At 49.3% G+C, this 17,187-nt stretch carries 15 protein-coding genes and 1 tRNA gene; 8 read left to right on the plus strand and 8 right to left on the minus strand.

What is annotated here, in order from left to right; all coding sequences use genetic code 11:
- Window positions 1-19 precede the first annotated feature (19 nt).
- On the minus strand, window positions 20-1,600 hold the full coding sequence (gene nadB, locus FSU_RS00060; protein WP_014544880.1) for an L-aspartate oxidase: 1,581 nt from the start codon (window positions 1,598-1,600) through the stop codon (window positions 20-22).
- Between the two features lie 158 nt (window positions 1,601-1,758).
- On the opposite strand from nadB, the gene FSU_RS00065 reads away from it, so the two are divergent.
- Both FSU_RS00065 and FSU_RS00070 read left to right on the plus strand, forming a co-directional pair.
- Window positions 1,759-3,690 carry a peptidylprolyl isomerase gene (locus tag FSU_RS00065; protein WP_015732409.1) on the plus strand — a complete coding sequence of 644 codons (1,932 nt, stop codon included), beginning with the start codon at window positions 1,759-1,761 and terminating at the stop codon, window positions 3,688-3,690.
- 109 nt (window positions 3,691-3,799) lie between these two features.
- A tRNA-Glu gene (locus FSU_RS00070) sits at window positions 3,800-3,872 on the plus strand.
- A 245-nt stretch (window positions 3,873-4,117) separates the two neighbouring features.
- Here FSU_RS00070 and FSU_RS00075 read toward each other — a convergent pair.
- Window positions 4,118-5,170 (minus strand): hypothetical protein, encoded by a 1,053-nt coding sequence (locus FSU_RS00075; protein WP_014544882.1) that lies wholly within the window; start codon window positions 5,168-5,170, stop codon window positions 4,118-4,120.
- Between the two features lie 123 nt (window positions 5,171-5,293).
- Here FSU_RS00075 and FSU_RS00080 point away from each other — a divergent pair, with 123 nt between their 5' ends.
- Complete coding sequence (locus tag FSU_RS00080) at window positions 5,294-5,992, plus strand: OmpA family protein (protein WP_014544883.1); 699 nt, start codon at window positions 5,294-5,296, stop codon at window positions 5,990-5,992.
- A 335-nt stretch (window positions 5,993-6,327) separates the two neighbouring features.
- On the opposite strand, the gene FSU_RS00085 is transcribed toward FSU_RS00080, so the two are convergent.
- The 3 genes from FSU_RS00085 to FSU_RS00095 all read right to left on the minus strand — a co-directional run bounded on the left by FSU_RS00085 (window position 6,328) and on the right by FSU_RS00095 (window position 8,629).
- Complete coding sequence (locus FSU_RS00085) at window positions 6,328-7,161, minus strand: CvfB family protein (RefSeq protein WP_014544884.1); 834 nt, start codon at window positions 7,159-7,161, stop codon at window positions 6,328-6,330.
- Between the two features lie 74 nt (window positions 7,162-7,235).
- Window positions 7,236-7,772, minus strand: a complete 537-nt coding sequence (locus FSU_RS00090) for a DUF5662 family protein (protein WP_014544885.1) — start codon at window positions 7,770-7,772, stop codon at window positions 7,236-7,238.
- A gap of 38 nt (window positions 7,773-7,810) precedes the next feature.
- The gene (locus tag FSU_RS00095) at window positions 7,811-8,629 is read right to left on the minus strand and encodes an ADP-ribosylglycohydrolase family protein (RefSeq protein ID WP_014544886.1); all 819 of its coding nucleotides are present in this window, start codon (window positions 8,627-8,629) and stop codon (window positions 7,811-7,813) included.
- A 113-nt stretch (window positions 8,630-8,742) separates the two neighbouring features.
- On the opposite strand from FSU_RS00095, the gene FSU_RS00100 reads away from it, so the two are divergent.
- Together FSU_RS00100 and FSU_RS00105 are read left to right on the plus strand one after the other, a co-directional pair.
- Window positions 8,743-9,822 (plus strand): BspA family leucine-rich repeat surface protein, encoded by a 1,080-nt coding sequence (locus FSU_RS00100; protein ID WP_014544887.1) that lies wholly within the window; start codon window positions 8,743-8,745, stop codon window positions 9,820-9,822.
- 187 nt (window positions 9,823-10,009) lie between these two features.
- Window positions 10,010-10,564, plus strand: a complete 555-nt coding sequence (locus FSU_RS00105; RefSeq protein ID WP_014544888.1) for a hypothetical protein — start codon at window positions 10,010-10,012, stop codon at window positions 10,562-10,564.
- Between the two features lie 71 nt (window positions 10,565-10,635).
- Here FSU_RS00105 and FSU_RS00110 read toward each other — a convergent pair whose 3' ends face one another.
- Window positions 10,636-12,231, minus strand: coding sequence for an ABC-F family ATP-binding cassette domain-containing protein (locus tag FSU_RS00110; RefSeq protein ID WP_014544889.1), 1,596 nt, complete (start codon window positions 12,229-12,231; stop codon window positions 10,636-10,638).
- 95 nt (window positions 12,232-12,326) lie between these two features.
- Between FSU_RS00110 and FSU_RS15795 the strand changes: the two genes are divergently transcribed.
- The 3 genes from FSU_RS15795 to FSU_RS00125 all read left to right on the plus strand — a co-directional run bounded on the left by FSU_RS15795 (window position 12,327) and on the right by FSU_RS00125 (window position 15,386).
- Window positions 12,327-13,079 (plus strand): CAP domain-containing protein, encoded by a 753-nt coding sequence (locus FSU_RS15795; RefSeq protein WP_015732410.1) that lies wholly within the window; start codon window positions 12,327-12,329, stop codon window positions 13,077-13,079.
- 74 nt (window positions 13,080-13,153) lie between these two features.
- The gene (locus tag FSU_RS00120; protein ID WP_014544891.1) at window positions 13,154-14,650 is read left to right on the plus strand and encodes an ABC transporter permease subunit; all 1,497 of its coding nucleotides are present in this window, start codon (window positions 13,154-13,156) and stop codon (window positions 14,648-14,650) included.
- Window positions 14,640-15,386 carry an amino acid ABC transporter ATP-binding protein gene (locus tag FSU_RS00125; protein ID WP_014544892.1) on the plus strand — a complete coding sequence of 249 codons (747 nt, stop codon included), beginning with the start codon at window positions 14,640-14,642 and terminating at the stop codon, window positions 15,384-15,386. Before FSU_RS00120 ends, FSU_RS00125 begins: the two co-directional genes overlap by 11 nt.
- 128 nt (window positions 15,387-15,514) lie before the next feature.
- On the opposite strand, the gene FSU_RS00130 is transcribed toward FSU_RS00125, so the two are convergent.
- Together FSU_RS00130 and FSU_RS00135 are read right to left on the minus strand one after the other, a co-directional pair.
- Window positions 15,515-15,892: a hypothetical protein gene (locus FSU_RS00130; RefSeq protein WP_014544893.1), complete on the minus strand. Its 378-nt coding sequence runs from the start codon at window positions 15,890-15,892 to the stop codon at window positions 15,515-15,517.
- Window positions 15,893-15,959: 67 nt separating this feature from the next.
- On the minus strand, window positions 15,960-17,186 hold the full coding sequence (locus FSU_RS00135; protein ID WP_014544894.1) for a formylglycine-generating enzyme family protein: 1,227 nt from the start codon (window positions 17,184-17,186) through the stop codon (window positions 15,960-15,962).
- Window position 17,187 lies beyond the last annotated feature (1 nt).

Below are 17,187 nucleotides of genomic sequence, written 5' to 3' on the forward strand. Positions count from 1 at the left end.
GCCCTATATAGAAAAAGATTTACTTCTTGTCGCTTAGGTAAATGCTCTGGTGCTTCGTCTTCGGATCCTGATTGGGGTAATCGAGGATGTAGTGGAGCCCGCGAGATTCCTTGCGACGGAGGGCGGCGATGAGGATCATCTTGGAAACCTGGAGTGCGTTCAGGAATTCAAGGAAGTGCAAGTTTTCAGTTTCTTTGTTCTTAATAGCGGCGGCAACGTCGGCTTCGAGGCTTTCAATAACCTTGAGACCTTGGTTGAGGCCTGCAACGGTACGGACAATGCCGCAGTGCGTCCACATCATGTCCTGGAGCATCTTCTTGCGCTTGCGCCAGTAGGCCGCCTTTGCAAAACTGACCGTTTCTTTCTTGGACTTGGGTGCTGTGAATTTGTCCTTAGTGATGCCGCTCTTTTCGATATCATCGACGGCACGGATGGCAAATACTACGCTTTCCAAAAGCGAGTTCGAGGCAAGACGGTTTGCACCGTGAACGCCTGTTGCTGCAACTTCGCCGCAAGCATAGAGTCCCTTGATTTCGGTGCGGGACCAAGTATCAACGAGAACGCCTCCGCACATGTAATGGGCTGCCGGGACGACTGGAATCCATTCCTTCGTGATGTCAATGCCTGCATCCATGCATTTAGAATAAATGTGCGGGAAGTGGCTCTTGATGTCCTTCGGCGTGCGGCCAGAAAGGTCAATGAACATGTGGTCCTTGCCGAGACGCTGCATTTCGCTGTGGATAGCGCGAGCGACAATGTCACGTGGGGCGAGGGAGTGCAGCGGATGCACCTGGTTCATGAATTCTTCGCCCTTGTCGTTCTTGAGGATGCCGCCAAAACCGCGCACAGCTTCGGAGATGAGGAACGGCTTCTTGAACTTCGGTGCGTACAAGCTAGTCGGGTGGAACTGCATGAACTCAATATCCTGGAGGGCTGCGCCTGCACGGGCTGCAATCGCCATGCCGTCGCCACAGCTGTCGGGCGGGCAGACGGTGTACTGCCAAATGCGGCCTGCACCACCTGTCGAAAGGATGGTTGCCTTGGCGTAGATGCTTTCAACTTCACCGGATTTCTGGTGGATAATTTTTGCACCGACGCAGCGCTTGTTCTTGCCTTCGCCTTCGCAAATCAAGTCCTTGATGTAGCAGTTTTCAAGGTAGTCAATGTTCTTTTGCTTGTGAAGTTCACAGAGGAGGGCGCGCATGATCTCTTTACCGGTGAGGTCTGCGGCGTGCAAAATGCGGTGGTGGCTGTGTCCGCCTTCAAGGTGAAGGTCAAACTGCGACTTGTCTTCGGGCGACGGTGTGAACTGGACGCCCCACTTGACGAGCTGCTTGATGGTCGTGGGACCGTTCTTCACGAGAATTTTCACGGAGTCCTTTTTGCAAAGACCTGCACCTGCTTCGAGGGTGTCTGCCACATGGAATTCAAATTTGTCTGTTTTTTCGGTGACAGAGCAGATACCGCCTTGAGCGTAGTTCGATGAGCCGTCCGGCTTTGCACCTTTGGTTAAAATGACAACGTGGAACCCTTTTTCTGCCGCGTGGAGAGCTGCGCTCAATCCAGAAATGCCGGCACCCAGAACCAAAATATCGTACATGAGATACTCCAAAGGAATTGATGTATTTTTTTATGTCCAATAAATAGAAAAAATAGGGCTTTTCGGCATTATATTTGGCTTGCAATTTCAATAAAATAAAATGCAAACATTTTTTTTTGCTATTTTTCGGGCGACAAAATTTTAATGGAGTTGTCTCTATGTTAACGTGGATTAATGAAAAAGCCAAGTGGGTAATTGTGATCTTTGCCGCCGGTATCGCCATCGGTCTTCTCGCCATGGACCGTGTTCCGGATCAGGGACGTAGCTATCCTATCGGCATTGTCAACGACACCAAGATTTCTTACACGGACTTTGATTCTCGCGTGAAGATGATCGTGCAGAATCAGTACCAGAACCAGCACTTGGACGACGAACAGTACTCCCAGCTCCGCGCTCAGGTGTTCTCCAGCTTCGTTCGTCAGGCTCTCTTTGCTGAACAGTACGAAAAGGCCGAACTGAGTGCCTCGGTTGCCGAACTCAAGAACGAGTTCAAGCGCAATTCCGATGCTGTCCGTGCTCGCTTGGTCCAGGAAGCTCAGGCTCGCCTCTATGCTATCCAGCAGCAGGCAACTTCTCAGGAAGACCTGATCCAGCGCTCTCAGGCATACCTCGCTTCTCTCCCGAAGTTCCTCACGGACACGACTTTCAACAAGGCTGATTACGATGCTTGGATTGAAACTCCGGCCGCTTACCGCTGGAGCGCAATGCTCTCGCTCGAAGACGAAATGAAGAACAACTCCATTCCGGCTCGTCAGCTCCAGACCTTGGTCGGCGCTTCTGTCCATCCGACTTCTCTCGAAGCCAAGTGGAGTGTTGAACGCCGCATGACGGACTACGAACTGCAGGTGGCGGTCGCCCCGAGTTCTGCATTTGTTGTGGATAGCAACTCTGTGGATAGCGTCATGGTCGCTGGCTACTTCAACGCCCACATCGATAGCTTCTTTGTCCAGAAGGATGCTGCTCAGTTCCAGTATGTTTCTATTCCGGTTGAAGCTACGGCAGGTGATGACGCTAGCATCCGTGAATACGCTATGACTCTTTACTACCAGCTCACGGATTCCTCTTCTACGACGACGTTCGAAGACATGGCTCGCGTTTCTTCCGAAGACCCGGGCAGCGCCGAAAAGGGCGGCATCTTGAGCGAAGATTTCGTTGGCCGTGGCTCTTATGTGAAGCCGTTTGAAGAAGCTGCTTTTGCTCTTGATTCTGGTAAGATTTCTGAACCGGTCCGTTCTCAGTTCGGTTACCACATCATCAAGTCTTACGGCAACGTGAAGAATGCTAAGGGTGAAGTTGAAAAGGTCAAGGTTGGCCACATCCTCCTCACTGTTACCGCTTCTTCCAATACTATTGATAGCCTTGAAAAGATTCTCACCAACATCAAGAAGGATGTTGATGCAGGTTCTGACTTGCTCACCGAAGCTCAGGCTCGCGGTCTCGAAGTCAAGACTTCCGAATGGGTTTCTCGCGATGGCAACATCGGTGCATTTGGCTACCTCAAGGGTCTCGCTTCTTTCGCTTGGCCGAACGAAAACCTCCCGAAGGAAGAAAGCGAAATCTCTGGCGTGCTCAGAAACAACAAGTGGGTTGTCATTGCCAAGAAGATTGGTTCCTTCACGGCTGGCGAACGTAGCCTCCCGCTCTACTACAACGACATCAAGGAAACGCTCCTCAAGCAGAAGGCTGGCAAGGCTGCTGAAGCTTACTTGAGCTCTGTCGCCGCTCAGGTCAAGGAATGGAACCCGGCTGATACGGCTGCCAAGATTGAAAAGGTTGAACTCGAAACCAAGAACGCTTCTGTGGATGGCTTTGTTCCGGGCTTCGGCTACGGCAATGCTCAGATTGCACGCGTTGTCGGCAAGGCTAAGGCCGGTGAATGGACTGCTCCGGTTGTCGCTGAAAACGGCGCCGTGATGGTCAAGGTCGTTTCCAAGAAGACTCCGAAGGTTGAAGAAGTTGAAGAAGCCATCAAGCAGGATGTAGACAACTCCTACCGCTTTGGCGTGATGACTGCTTTCAACGACTACGTGACTTCTCTTGAAGCTTCTACGCCGGTCAAGAGCAACCTCGACCTCTTCTACAGAGACTAAGGGCTTTCGCGAGAGCTTGACTCTCGTGAGCGCGCACAAAATCCGTCAGCAAATAAACTCAATTATTGGTTGACGGATAATGCTTAAATTGCTATAATGTGCCGCACTCGCCCCCATCGTCTAGTGGCCCAGGACTCGGGATTCTCATTCCCGCAACAGCGGTTCGAGTCCGCTTGGGGGTATAAAAACGACCAACCGAAAGGCTGGTCGTTTTTACTTTCCGCCCCAGGGGTACTAAAAACGACCAACGAAAAGTTGGTCGTTTTTATTTTCCGCGACACAGGGTATAAAAAGTCTCATGATGAAATCATGAGTTTTTTTTGTAATGTGAAAGTCTTGCGGGCGGGACCCTAGCTCGGAGTTGTTATGGGTACAAAAAAGCCAGGGCGTTTAACCCTGGCTTTAATTGCTTTACGCGAATTTTAAATTACTTGATTGTACTCGTGAGGCGGAATGCGAAACCGACGTCGCTGATTTCGTCACCGCTGTAAACGCTGAACTGAAGCTTGGAATTGGCAATCTTCTTTGCCCATGCCACCGTCCATGCCCAGTTATCGATGTCCTTGCCACCAGTGAGAGCGGCGCGGTCATTGATATGTTCCCATTCCACATAGAGGCTGCTCATGAACGTGCTCATGATGCAATCCTTTTTCGGGGAGTATTCAGCACCGAGGTAGAACGGATGGTAAGCGTCACCCGGCTTCATGTACTTGGATTCCGGAGCGACATAGTTGTGGGCTGTGGTGAGGACTTTTTCGCTATTCGTAACGATGAAGCCGTATTCACCGTAAACTCGCAAGAAATCAAGGGGCTTGTAGCTCAGGTAAGTGGCGAGGCGGTGGGTGATGGATGCTGTGTTCTGAACAACGTCAACGGCGTTCACGCGATAAGCGAGCTTTGCTTCAAGCGGGAAATCGAACTTGAGGTCTTCTTCAATGCGGATGTAACCCGTGTTGGCCTTGTTGTCTCTTGTGGCGAGCATTGCGGTGAAGTTGGAGTAGCCGGTCTGCCAGCCGAATTCAAGAGCGTTGTGTGCGTAGTCGCGCATCCAGAGACCGCGAGCCGTGAGGTCCTTATCGATGTAAGTACCGAAGTGGGTAGACTGAGACCAGTCCGTCTTCCAGTGACCGATTTTGAGGTTGAGCTTGTAAGTGTCAAAATTCCACTTGTAGTTTGCCCAGTAGAGGTCTGCGAGAATCTTGTCGTAGCTGGTGGTCTTGCCGTCGCCGTCCTTAATCTTGTTGCCAAACTGCGGGGCAAAAATGCGCAACATAACCTGTGCATCGAAGTTTTCGCTCTTGTAGAGGCCGCCAATGTTAGCGCGGATCCAGAGGGAGCTCAGGTTATTGTCGGTATCTGCGATCATCTTGGTCGCCTGAGTCTGGACGTTGCCCTTGAGGCTGAATTCGCCATCGGCTGCAAAGGCTGCAGAGCACATGCCTGCGACCAAAAGTGCGCTTGTCATTTTTTTGAAGTTCATAGTTTCTCCGTGTAAGTTTTTCGTGCGCAAATCTAGAAATTTCGAAAAATATTTAAAGATAATTTGAAAGTAAGCGATTCAATTTTTATTTTTGCCTCACAAAATATCCATTGGAGTACAAGAATGAGAATGATTTCCCGCATTGCATTTTCGGCAATAGTGGCAGTTTCTTTTGCATCTGCCGGCAAGCTTGCACCGAACAAGACGCACGCCGTGCTGAACGTGACTTACACGAACGAAGAAAACGTTCCGCATGCCAAGAAAAAGCTCACGTTTGTGGGGCAGAACAAGGGAAAGAAGGTGGTTATCACGACGGACGTGTATGGCGAAGCTAGCTTCCATATCCCGCGTGAAGATTCTTACACGATTCTCTGCGAAAGCTTGACGGGACCGTTCGAATGCGGCGAAACTCCGTATGTTTCTCGCACGGCAAGCACGGGTGGAATTTCGGTCGTTTTTGACGATACTCGTTCCGAACTTACGGGTGTGACGTTTAAGGCGGGCAGTGCAGAACTTGTGCCGAGCTCCTTGAAGACTCTCAATGCCGCGATTGCAGGGCTCAAGCGCAATCCGAAGGCCAAGATTGAAGTGGAAGGACATACGAGTAGCGATGGTTCCGCTGAACTCAACCAGCAGCTTTCCGAAGACCGCGCAAACAGTGTCCGCAATTACATGATTGAACAGGGCATTGACGCCGACCGCGTGACTGCTGTGGGCTACGGCCCGAGCCGCCCGAAGGGTGACAACTCGACAGAAGCGGGTCGCCGTGCCAACCGTCGCATTGAGCTTAAAGTGCTCAACGCCGATGAAGTGAATTTCTAATTTGTTCTAATATCGCAAAAATACTAGAATTTAGAAAAAAGTGCGTTTTTTACGTGAAAATTTGTGAAATAACGCAGATTTTCACGTAATTTTTTTATGTTGTGTGTCTTTTCCCGGCTACAAAAAGCATTTTTGTCCCTCAAAAAGGAATGAAATCGGCTGAAAAATAAAAAAGTGGCTCCTTTAAATACTTAAAGGAGCTTGTTTTTATTTAATTATGATTAGTTTATTTTGAATTTTACGTGAAAAACTTGAAAAAATAGTCGTATTCACGTAAATTGGGGCTTTTTTTCAAAATTTGGTTCTAAAAGCTCTAATTTTCGCCTCAGATCGCGTTAAACTGCGCGAATTCCGTCTTCGGTGATCACGATTTTTTCTTCGCGGAAAAGCGTCCCGATAATCTTCTTGAACGTCTTCTTGGACATTCCGAATTCACGACGGATAGTTTCTGGATCGGTGTGGTCGCCGTAGGGGAGGAATCCGCCGGCAGCTTCGAGCTTTTGCATGACCGCATTGGGGCTTTCGCTCTTCATCACGCCCTTGTAGCCAATCGGAGTCAAGTTGAGTGTGATTTTTCCGTCGCTTGTGAAGCGCTGGATGAATCCGGGCATCGTATCGCCGATGTAGATGCGTTCCATACCGGGCGTCATCATGAGGCGACCTGTGTAGCGGTAATCCACGAGGCAATCAACGTAATCAGGCGTGACTTCGTAAGCGGCGAGTTCTACGCGCTGGCCGATATGCAAGTCGTTCGTGTCCGGATCGATAAAGCTCTTGATTTTTTCGGTGGCAATGATGCGTCCGCTCTTTTCGTCTTCGAGCACAAAGACAACGCAGCGGTCGCCTTTCTGCAATTCGCCAAGTTGCTGCTTGAAGGGGAGGAACAAGTCCTTGTTGAGCCCCCAATCCAAGAATGCGCCAACGCGGTTGACTTCCTTGACGGTGAGTACTGCAAATTCGCCTACCTGGGCGAGCGGCTTGTCAAGCGTTGCGATCGGGCGGTCTTCGGAGTCCGTGTAAACGAACACGTCAATGATTTCGCCTTCGACGAGTGTGAATTTGTTGCGGTTGCCGGGGAGGAGCACGCTTCCGCCTGTTTCGAGTTCTAGGTAATAACCCTGTGGCGTGATTGATTCAACGCGTGCGCGGTTAATTCTTCCAAGTTCCATAATTTGCCTTTCCGTTCTGGTATCCCGCAGGGCGGGGTTAAAGTCGCGGACATCCGCGATATGGTTAAATATAGTTATTCCGTCGGCAGTTCCTTGCAATGCCGCATAAACCTAAGCGTTTCTTTTTCGCCATCCTTTGCGAGTTTCTTGAGTAGGAACAGTAACTTCTTGTAAGTCGTTTCCGTCATCTTCTCATGCGCGGTGCTTTTCGTCAAATACAGGAGCGGGGCCTCTTGCGTGTAGCTTTTCTTGTTGTACGTCTTGGAGGCAGCCACGCGGTCGCAGAACATCTCCTTGATGTAGCGGTCCGGCATGTCCATCGGCACGATTTTCTTTGTTTTCATGTCGTAATCGTACCAAAATTCAAAATGGTGCTTGTTGCGCCCCTTGTGGTGCATCCATGCAAGACTGTAGCCTGTTTCGCGGCGTTCGCCGTTATTTGGCGATTCCTTGCCCGTGTAATACTTGGCTCCAGGAATAAATTCGGTAGGGCTGTACTTCGACAAATCGTGGAACAGCCCCTGCAACCCGATACCAGCCTTGATACAAAGCCGAATCACTTCGTTCCTGTGCTTGGTAATCGTAATGAAATGACGAATCGGATGGAACATGATCGAAAATTAGCAAAAGCCGGGAATCCCGGCAATGTTTATTGAAAAATCCGGTTCCCGTACTTCTTCTCAAATTCCGTCACGAGCTTGTGCGGTTCCGGGAAGTAGTACTTGAGAATGTTCATGCCTACTTTATAGATTTTTTGCGGAACGCCAAAAACCGCTTCGGCTATGCCACCCGCAATGCAGGCGAGCGTATCGCTATCCCCGCCGAGGGATACTGCGTTTCTGATGGCATCTTCGTAGTCCGTCGCTTCCAAGACGCAGCGGATGGCTTGCGGAACCGTCCCTTGGCAAAGTGCCGCTCCCGGATAAGACCAGCTATATTCCGGACGCAGTTCGTCAATCGTGAAATTCAGATCGTAGCCGAATTCGCTCTCAATGGTCGTCTTGATTTCGTCTTTGCTCGCACCCATGCGTGCCATGAAAATCGCAAGAGCTGTCGCCTGCGCTCCCTTGATTCCTTCGGGATGGTTGTGCGTGCATTCGGCAGATTCCTTGGCCTTGGCGAGCACCTCTTCCTTGGTGTTGAACGCCCAACCCACCGGCGAAATGCGCATGGCAGAACCGTTACCGCAGCTGTCGTATGGTGTGCCAAAGCCGTCGCGGCGTGCCTTGGCGACATATCTGGTGAACCCTCCGCCGTAACCGCCGACAGGGCATTCGTACTTGCTTGCGTATGCGACGTAATACTTCCATGCTTCGCCCCCGCGCATAATCCAGTCCGCCGTAGCAAACGAGAGAATGCTATCGTCTGTGGGTGAGACCCCATCAGGGAACAGCTCAAAATCCTTAGCTTTGTAGTTTTCGAATTCGTAAATGGAACCGACGGTATCGCCGATAATTGCTCCGATCATAAAAAATCTCCTTATTCTAATAATAGTATCGTATTGTGCGTGCGAAAAGTAAAATGGAATTTTTTTTATTTCAAAAGTGTATATTATCCCATTGGATATTTCAAGAGGAATTTATGAGTGGAAAAGTCGTTGTGTACAGTAAGCAACATCTACAAAGAATTATTGAAAAGATAATCAAGGAAAAAGGTCCCAAGTGCGACTTGAATTTTATTGATGTATCGCGAATGACTGATATGAGTGGCTTGTTTGATCACTCATGCTTTGATGGCGATATCAGTCAATGGGACGTGTCGAATGTGAAAAATATGAACCATATGTTTTATGATTCTGCTTTTACCGGAGATATCAGCTCTTGGGATGTATCAAATGTTACTGACATGAACTACATGTTTTTTGGATCTAATTTTAATGGCGATATTAGTCGATGGAATGTATCGAACGTTACAAATATGAATACTATGTTTAGTGCTTGTTCCTTTACCGGCGATATTAGTGGGTGGGATGTATCAAGCGTTACGGATATGGATTCTCTTTTTGCTTATTCAAGATTCAATGGTGATATTAGCAAGTGGGATGTTTCAAATGTGAGAAATATGCACAGTATGTTTGAAACGAGCATTTTCATGGGCGATATTAGTCATTGGAATGTTTCAAATGTAACGAATATGAGTAGCATGTTTTGTAGAGCAGATTTTAATGGCGATATTAGTCAATGGGATGTGTCGAACGTTACGGATATGAGCCACATGTTTTCTGGTTTTTGGGTGAATGACGATGTTTCACATTTTAATGGCGACATCAGTGGATGGAACGTTTCAAATGTGAAAAATATGAGCTATATGTTTTATTATTCTCTTTTTACTGGCGATATCAGCCGGTGGAATGTTTCGAATGTTACTGATATGAGAGGTATGTTTTGTGGTTCTGCTTTTTCCGGCGATATTAGCAAATGGAATATTTCAAATGTGATACGCATGACGGCGATGTTTGTGAAATCTCAATTTAGAGGTGATATTACCCGGTGGGATGCTTCCAAGGTAATAAACATGAGAAACATGTTTGAAGAGTCCGCTTTGGAAAAAGAAAACTGTTTGCCTACTTGGTATGCGGAAAGAGGAGCGCGTAGGAGTTTGGATTATTCACGTCCAAGCTATTGCACCTGCTGTAATTTTGATTTCAGTCGGATGTTCTAAGGCTGTTTTTAGCTCAAAATCGGCAAAAGAATCTAAGCCGAATATTGAAAAATTAGTTTATTTAAAACTAATTCGTGTATTTGCGTTGCTCAAGGCGATAAAATTTCTTGGGAAAATGCGATAAAGCTGTTTACATATTGCAAATCATAAGCGATATATAAATGGAAATTTAGCAAGGTGGTGGTGTATGGCTGAAATTCTAGAAAAGATGGTTAGCGGTATTGGGGCGCTCAGCAAGAGCCTTGCTATTGGTATTTTCGGTATTCTTGGCTGTAGCGAGGATAGTTCCGAATGCGTTCCTCAAACGGAGATTGTTGAGCAATCTCTTGAAATGCATCGCGATTCTGCTCAACAGGTGTTTCATGAGGATATGCTTTCGATGACTTTGCACAAACCGGGAGTATGTTTTAAAAATCTCCGCCCTGAAATGGATAGTGCGATTTCGGTGGTCGTGAGTGTTTATCATATAGCTTCGAATGATGAAGAATATAAACCGCTAATTACAAGTGCCAATGATTACGAAGGGCATTCTGCAGGGTCTGCTCATTATGCGGGGGCTGCTCTTGATTTTAGAATCAAAAATATGGGGAGCCTTGAAAAACGTCAAGAGATAGCGCAAATGGTGCGTGTCTTTTTAGGAAAACGATATCTGGTCTTGCACGAAGATGTTGGGTTGGAAAACGAACATTTGCACGTTCAAATGCGTAACGGAACGTACAACCGCAATGTTGAATGGGATTAGCCCCTTTGTGCTTAAATAGCAAAAATCCCTGCCACTTGTTGTGACAGGGATTTCTTAAAACCAAAGCTGTTTTACTTCTTCTTCGTCTTCTTTGTTTCAAGCCATTCGTCGAAGGTAATGCTGCGGTCAACAACACCATTCGGCGTGAGTTCCAAAACGCGGTTTGCGACTGTTTGGACAAATTCATGGTCCTGAGAGCAGAAGATGACCGGACCCTGGAATGCCTTGAGGCCGTTGTTCAAAGCGGTGATGGCTTCCAAGTCGAGGTGAGCGGTCGGTTCGTCGAGCAACAAGCAGTTTGCGTTCGAAAGCATCATCTTCGAAAGCATGCAGCGCACCTTTTCACCACCGGAGAGCACGTTGGCGCTCTTGAGGGCTTCTTCACCGGTAAAGAGCATACGGCCGAGGAATCCGCGGATGAACGTTTCGTCCTGTTCCTTGCTGTACTGGCGCAGCCAATCCACGAGGGAGAGATCTGTCTTGAAGTAAGCGTCGTTGTTCTTCGGGAAGTAGTTGTAGCTGATGGTGTTGCCCCACTTGAGCACGCCATCCGGAGCCTTGATTTCTTCGGCAATGAGCTGGAAGAATGCCGTCTTGAGTGTGTCGTATTCACCGACGAGAGCGACCTTGTCCTGGTTGCCGAGCGAGAAGTCGAATCCCTTGCAGACGATGCCGTCGCCGCCATCAACGGTGGCGTTCTTGACTTCGAGCACGATCTTACCCGGTTCGCGGTCCATCTTGAAGTTCACCCACGGGAACTTACGGCTCGATGCCGGCATTTCTTCGACGGTCATCTTGTCCAAAAGCTTCTTACGGCTGGTGGCCTGCTTAGCCTTAGCGGCGTTCGATGCGAAGCGGCGGATGAACGCCTTCAATTCTTCGATCTTTTCTTCGGCGCGGCGGTTCTGGTCCTTGCGCTGCTTCTGGGCGAGCTGGCTTGCTGCGTACCAGAATTCGTAGTTACCGCCGTAAATGTTGATCTTGCCGTAGTCGATATCGCATGTGTGCGTGCAGACGGCGTTCAAGAAGTGACGGTCATGGCTCACCACGATCACGATGTTTTCGAAACGTTCGAGGTAGTCTTCGAGCCAGCCGACGGTTTCCAAGTCAAGGTGGTTCGTCGGTTCGTCCAAGAGCAAAATGTCCGGGTTGCCAAACAGAGCCTGGGCAAGGAGCACGCGGATCTTCTGGCCGCCATCGAGTTCGGACATCAAGTTGTAGTGGAATTCTTCGGGAATGCCAAGACCCTTGAGGAGCACGGCTGCGTTGGAGTCGGCTTCGTAACCGCCGATTTCGCCAAAGCGCGTTTCGATTTCCATGGCCTGCATGCCCTGTTCTTCGGTCATTTCAGGGAGCGCGTAAAGTTCGTCGCGCTTCTTGCCAAGTTCGTAGAGTTCCGGGAAACCCATCATCACGGTTTCGAGGACTGTGTTATTTTCGTAGGCGAAGTGGTCCTGCTTCAAAACGGCGATACGTTCGCCTGGGTCCTTCGTGACTTCACCCGTGTTCGGTTCGAGTTCGCCCGAAAGAATCTTGAGGAATGTGGACTTGCCGGCACCATTTGCGCCGATGACACCGTAGCAGTTGCCTCTCTTGAAGGAAAGGTTCACTTCCTTGAAGAGGACGCGGCTACCATACTGGAGACTGACATTAGAAACATTAAGCATGGCGCCAAAGATAGTAAATTGTGGGTCGGGATTGTAGGGGGCTTGGGCTTTGCTAGCCCGAAAAAGCTATTATTAAATGAAAGTGGGGTCATATTATGAATTTTAATTTGTTTGTTAATGTGTCAAAACTTGCAACTTGCGTTTCTTTGGCTTTTGCTCTTTCGGCGTGCTACGAAAGTAGCGGTGTGACTTACGTTGAACCGGATAGCTATGGTGATTTATCATCTTCATCATCCGAAAAAATCGCCTCCTCTTCATCCTCCAAGAAGTCCGCAAGTAGTTCTTCTTCTGTAAAGGCTGCTGCATCTTCGTCTTCTTCAAAGCCCGCGAGCAGCTCCTCTGCCTCCTTCTCATCCTCTGCGAAGTCTTCGTCTTCGGCAAAATCATCGTCTTCTTCCGCGGAAAAGTCCTTTTTCAGCGAAACCTGGCGCGAAGATTGCCTTGCGAAAATCAACGAATACCGTGCGACAGAAAATCTCGATCCGCTGACGCTTGCACCTGAAGAAAAACAGACTTGCACCGATCAAGAAGCTGCTGATGACCTCGCCGAAAACAAGGCTCACGGTCACTTTGGCAACTGCGGCGAAGGCGCACAAAACTCGGGGCCGAACTTCAATACCTCTTGGCGCAAAACGGCAACTGAAGCTACCGAAGCTTTCCTCAAGATGATGTGGGAAGATGAAAAGGCTCTCGTGACTAGTGGCGAGCGCGATCCCGACAAAAAAGAGGATTATTCCTACATCGGCCACTACCTCAACATGAAGGGCAATTACAAAACAGTCGCCTGTGGAATTGCTCTTACAGAAGATGGCAAAAAAGGCTGGCTGAATATCAATTTCTTCAGATAGTCCATATATTATATAATACTCACAAGGGTTCCCAAACTTTCGGCTTTTAACTAACTTTTAATTAAGGTTAGAAAATGATACGAAAGTTATATCTCCCTCTTCTTATTGCACTGTTCTCGCTCGCGCTCACATCGTGCCAAAGCGAGAAACAGACCGTCATCCCCAACAGGGTTCATTCCATCAGCGATCTCGGCCACAAAAAGGTGGGCGTGCAGATTGGCAACACCGCCGATATCTACGCATCGGACTTTGGTGGTGACACGGCGAAAATCGATGTTGAACGCTACACGAAACTTGCCGATGCTGTGCAGGCGCTGTTGCAGGGGAAGATTGACGCGGTCATGAGTGACGACCAGCCAGCCAAGGCTTTCGTGCTCCAGAATCCGTCGCTTCGCATTCTCGAAGAAGTCTTCGTCGAAGAAATGTACGCGGGCGTTGTTGCGAAGGGCAACGAAGCGCTTTTGGATTCAGTGAACCAGGCGCTTGAAGCGATGAAGAAGGATGGCGTTTACGATTCCCTCTTCAACACGTACATTTATCGTTCGGGCAATTACCACTATCAGAAGAAAGTGACCGAAGGCCCGAAGCTCGTTGTTTCGACCAACGCTCAGTTCCCGCCGTACGAATACTACGAGAACACAAAGATTGTCGGTCTCGATATCGAAATCGTGAATTACATTGCCGATTACCTCAACCGCACTGTTGAAATTCAAGACATTGAATTTGACGCGATTATCAATGCGGTCGCATCGGGCAAGGCTGATGTCGGATTCTCGGGATTCACCGTGACCGAAGAACGCAAGAAGTCCATCAACTTCACGACTCCGTACACGCTCTCGAAAGTCGTCGTGATTGTCCGCGGTGACCAAGCTGTCGAAAGCGAAGAAAGCTTTGGCGATCATGTCTACAAGAATTTCGTGAAGGATTCCCGTTGGAAGTTCATTGTCGAAGGTCTCCGCAACACGCTCGTGATTTCGTTCTTTGCGGCTCTCCTTGGCATCATGATTGGCTTTGTGATTGCGCAGATTCGCACGAGCAATGAATTCAACGGCCGCTTCAAGGTGCTGAACTGGTTTGCTAAGGCTTACCTCGCCGTGATTCGCGGCACGCCGATGATGATCCAGCTCCTCATCATTTACTACATCGTCTTCTCGTCGGTGAACATCAACAAGATTCTCGTTGCGATTGTTGCATTCGGCATCAACTCGGGTGCTTACGTTTCTGAAATCATCCGCAGCGGCATCAAGGGCGTTGACCCGGGACAAATTGAAGCAGGCCGTAGCCTAGGCCTCAAGTTCCGCACTGTGCTTTATTACATCGTTTACCCGCAGGCGTTCAAGAACTCGCTTCCGGCGCTCACGAACGAGTTTATCTCGCTCATCAAGGAAACATCCATTTGCGGTTACATCGGCCTTACCGACCTCACTCGCGGTGGCGATATCATCCGCAGCATGACTTACGAAGCCATGCTCCCGCTCCTTGCTGTGGCAGCTATTTACTTTATCATTGTCGCCGGGCTTTCGGCTTGTGTTGCAAAACTTGAAAAGAGGTTGAAGAAAAATGAACGCTAATGCAGAAACTTTAATCCAGGTCAAGAACCTTTGCAAATCTTACGGTGACAAGCAAATCCTCAAGGGTATTTCGCTTGATATCCATCGCGGTGACGTGATTGCAATTATCGGCCCGTCAGGTTGTGGCAAGTCTACTTTCTTGCGCCAGCTGAACTTGCTTGAGCAGCCGACGAGCGGTGATATCCTTTTGGATGGCAAGAGCATTTTGGCGAAGGATGTTTCGAAGCCTTCGATTCGCGAGCGCGTCGGCATGGTTTTCCAGCAGTTCAACCTGTTCAAGAACATGACCGCACTCAAGAACATCATGTTTGCTCCGGTGAAACTCGGTCGCCTGTCCAAGGCAGAAGCCGAAACGCGTGCACGTGAACTCTTGAAGCGCGTGGGACTTTTGGACCGTGCTGATCACTACCCGGCACAGCTTTCGGGCGGTCAGCAGCAGCGTATCGCCATTGCCCGTGCTATGGCCATGCAGCCCGAAGCGATTCTCTTTGACGAACCGACGAGCGCTTTGGATCCGGAAATGGTGGGCGAGGTGCTCAAGATCATGAAGGACCTTGCAAAGTCTGGAATGACGATGATTGTCGTGACGCACGAAATGAGCTTTGCTCGCGAAGTGGCAAACCGTGTGCTCTTCTTTGCCGATGGTTACGTTAAGGAAGACGGAAACCCCGAAGAAGTCTTTGACAATCCCAAGGACACCCGTCTCAAGGAATTCTTGTCCGCGCTCAAGAAGTAGCTTTGCTAAGGTCCCTGAGCTTGTCGAAGGGCGCGGCACTCCCGCTATAACAAAACCCCGGTTTTAAACCGGGGTTTCTTGCTTTAAAATCGCGGGCATCTTGCCGGCATTTACCGGCGTTTCTGCACTTAGTTATAGCTATTCTTAGCTTCGGACTGAGCCTTGAAAATCTTGTCGTATTCGTCCTTCGAGATTCTCATATAACCCGTCACAATCTTGCCAGATTCGTCTTCGCCGAATTCATAGTAGGCGGAGTCGCCCTTGACGCGCATCAAAATGTCCATGTTGAGCGAATTCTTGCCACGGAGAGCGTTGTTCTCGTATTTGGCTGTGAGGTCGCCGTTCACGTTTCTGATGGTGTAATCGACGTTGTTTTCGGTAAGAACTTCGAAAATCATGTCGGCTTCGCCTTTCCAGTAACCCGTATAGTTGGGCTTTTCATTGTTGCAGCCGAAGAACGTAAACGAAGAAAGTAAAAGTGCGGAGAGTATAAGTTTCGTTTTCATGCTCTTAAATTAGATAATTTTTTCCGGTTGGGTTAGCTAATCTATGTAATGTTGTTTTAACGGTGAGTTATTTACAACACCTGAAACCGACACTCGGGTACTGGTTCTGCGGGTAGAAGCTGAATTTGCTTACGGAACAGCTACTTTCGTTGTTCGTGTTCCATGCGCCACCTGCGACCAGGAACTTGTCCGGGTGCTGCTTGCTTGTAGAGGCTGTCCATTCCCATAGGTTTCCGTTCATGTCGTACATGCCATACCAGCTGCGGCACTGAGCCTTGCGGCCACTTCTCTTGGCGGCCTTCGTGTTGGTGTTGCACTTGCTCTGCTTGTAACCATTACCGTAAGAGAACTTGAAACCGTCCTTGCCACGGCATGCGGCTTGCCATTCTTCAATCGTGCAGAGGTGCTTGCCTTCGTTCTTGCAGATGCGTGCGGCTTCTTCTTGGCTAACCATGTCCTTCGGCGTAGCGTCCGGCTGGTTCGGATATTCGTAAGCATCTACGCAGACAGTCTTTCCGCCAACCGGGACGGGGTAGGCGTTCTTGCCGCAAATGTTATCGCTTGCCATGTCGTACTTGGCTTCTTCCCAAGCGGAGCGGTTACCGACGGAGTCGGTGGCGTAGAAGAACACGGAACCGGTCTTGTTGTATTCAATGCCCTTGCTTGCGTCTTGCGGATTGAGCGTATCGCCGATGGAAACAAACGTCTTGCATTTGATTTCGTCGCACTTGACCTTGAGCTTGATCGGGTCGTAGTAGCGGCCTGCAGGCGGCGTGATTTCGGCTGTGGGCGGGACCTTGTCCGAGTTGCGGAGGCTATCGGCGAAGCGAGCCTTGTTCAGGGAATCCTGGCGGTCTCTCTCGATACGTGCGAGTGAGTCGTTAACGCGGGCGAGGCTATCCCTGCGGAACTTGCGATAGGCACGGATGCTGTCCTTGTTGACTGCCGGGACTTTGGGCAAATTGGCGAGCGAATCTGCCGTGCGGATGGAGTCCGCGATGCGCAAACTGTCTGCGATTCTAGCTTCTTCGAGAGCCTTCAAGCTGTCGGCCTTGGCCTGTTCGGCGCGGAGGCTATCAAGAATCTGCTGCTGGCGGAGTGCGAGTTCCGAGAGTTTCTGTTCTTCAAGCGCTTGCTGCTTGACCTTGTTGAGCTGGCACTGCACTACAAAAAGGCAGATGAGCAAAAGGAACATCAAAATCAAGATGACGAGATTGCGTTTCCCGTTTTTCTTCTTCTGGTTGCCCTGCGCATTTTGTGCGTTCTTCGTAGAATTCTTTTCGTTGTTTGCCATA

Source organism: Fibrobacter succinogenes subsp. succinogenes S85, assembly GCF_000146505.1.
Taxonomy (GTDB): Bacteria; Fibrobacterota; Fibrobacteria; order Fibrobacterales; family Fibrobacteraceae; genus Fibrobacter; species Fibrobacter succinogenes.

What these genes read in the sequence shown, in the direction of transcription:
- nadB (WP_014544880.1), bottom strand. Translation starts at nt 1,600, where the DNA reads ATGTACGATATTTTGGTTCTGGGTGCCGGCATTTCTGGATTGAGCGCA.
- FSU_RS00100 (WP_014544887.1), top strand. Translation starts at nt 8,743, where the DNA reads ATGAGTGGAAAAGTCGTTGTGTACAGTAAGCAACATCTACAAAGAATT.
- FSU_RS00110 (WP_014544889.1), bottom strand. Translation starts at nt 12,231, where the DNA reads ATGCTTAATGTTTCTAATGTCAGTCTCCAGTATGGTAGCCGCGTCCTC.
- FSU_RS00075 (WP_014544882.1), bottom strand. Translation starts at nt 5,170, where the DNA reads ATGAACTTCAAAAAAATGACAAGCGCACTTTTGGTCGCAGGCATGTGC.
- FSU_RS00125 (WP_014544892.1), top strand. Translation starts at nt 14,640, where the DNA reads ATGAACGCTAATGCAGAAACTTTAATCCAGGTCAAGAACCTTTGCAAA.
- FSU_RS00135 (WP_014544894.1), bottom strand. Translation starts at nt 17,186, where the DNA reads ATGGCAAACAACGAAAAGAATTCTACGAAGAACGCACAAAATGCGCAG.
- FSU_RS00065 (WP_015732409.1), top strand. Translation starts at nt 1,759, where the DNA reads ATGTTAACGTGGATTAATGAAAAAGCCAAGTGGGTAATTGTGATCTTT.
- FSU_RS00130 (WP_014544893.1), bottom strand. Translation starts at nt 15,892, where the DNA reads ATGAAAACGAAACTTATACTCTCCGCACTTTTACTTTCTTCGTTTACG.
- FSU_RS00085 (WP_014544884.1), bottom strand. Translation starts at nt 7,161, where the DNA reads ATGGAACTTGGAAGAATTAACCGCGCACGCGTTGAATCAATCACGCCA.
- FSU_RS00080 (WP_014544883.1), top strand. Translation starts at nt 5,294, where the DNA reads ATGAGAATGATTTCCCGCATTGCATTTTCGGCAATAGTGGCAGTTTCT.
- FSU_RS15795 (WP_015732410.1), top strand. Translation starts at nt 12,327, where the DNA reads ATGAATTTTAATTTGTTTGTTAATGTGTCAAAACTTGCAACTTGCGTT.
- FSU_RS00095 (WP_014544886.1), bottom strand. Translation starts at nt 8,629, where the DNA reads ATGATCGGAGCAATTATCGGCGATACCGTCGGTTCCATTTACGAATTC.
- FSU_RS00090 (WP_014544885.1), bottom strand. Translation starts at nt 7,772, where the DNA reads ATGTTCCATCCGATTCGTCATTTCATTACGATTACCAAGCACAGGAAC.
- FSU_RS00120 (WP_014544891.1), top strand. Translation starts at nt 13,154, where the DNA reads ATGATACGAAAGTTATATCTCCCTCTTCTTATTGCACTGTTCTCGCTC.
- FSU_RS00105 (WP_014544888.1), top strand. Translation starts at nt 10,010, where the DNA reads ATGGCTGAAATTCTAGAAAAGATGGTTAGCGGTATTGGGGCGCTCAGC.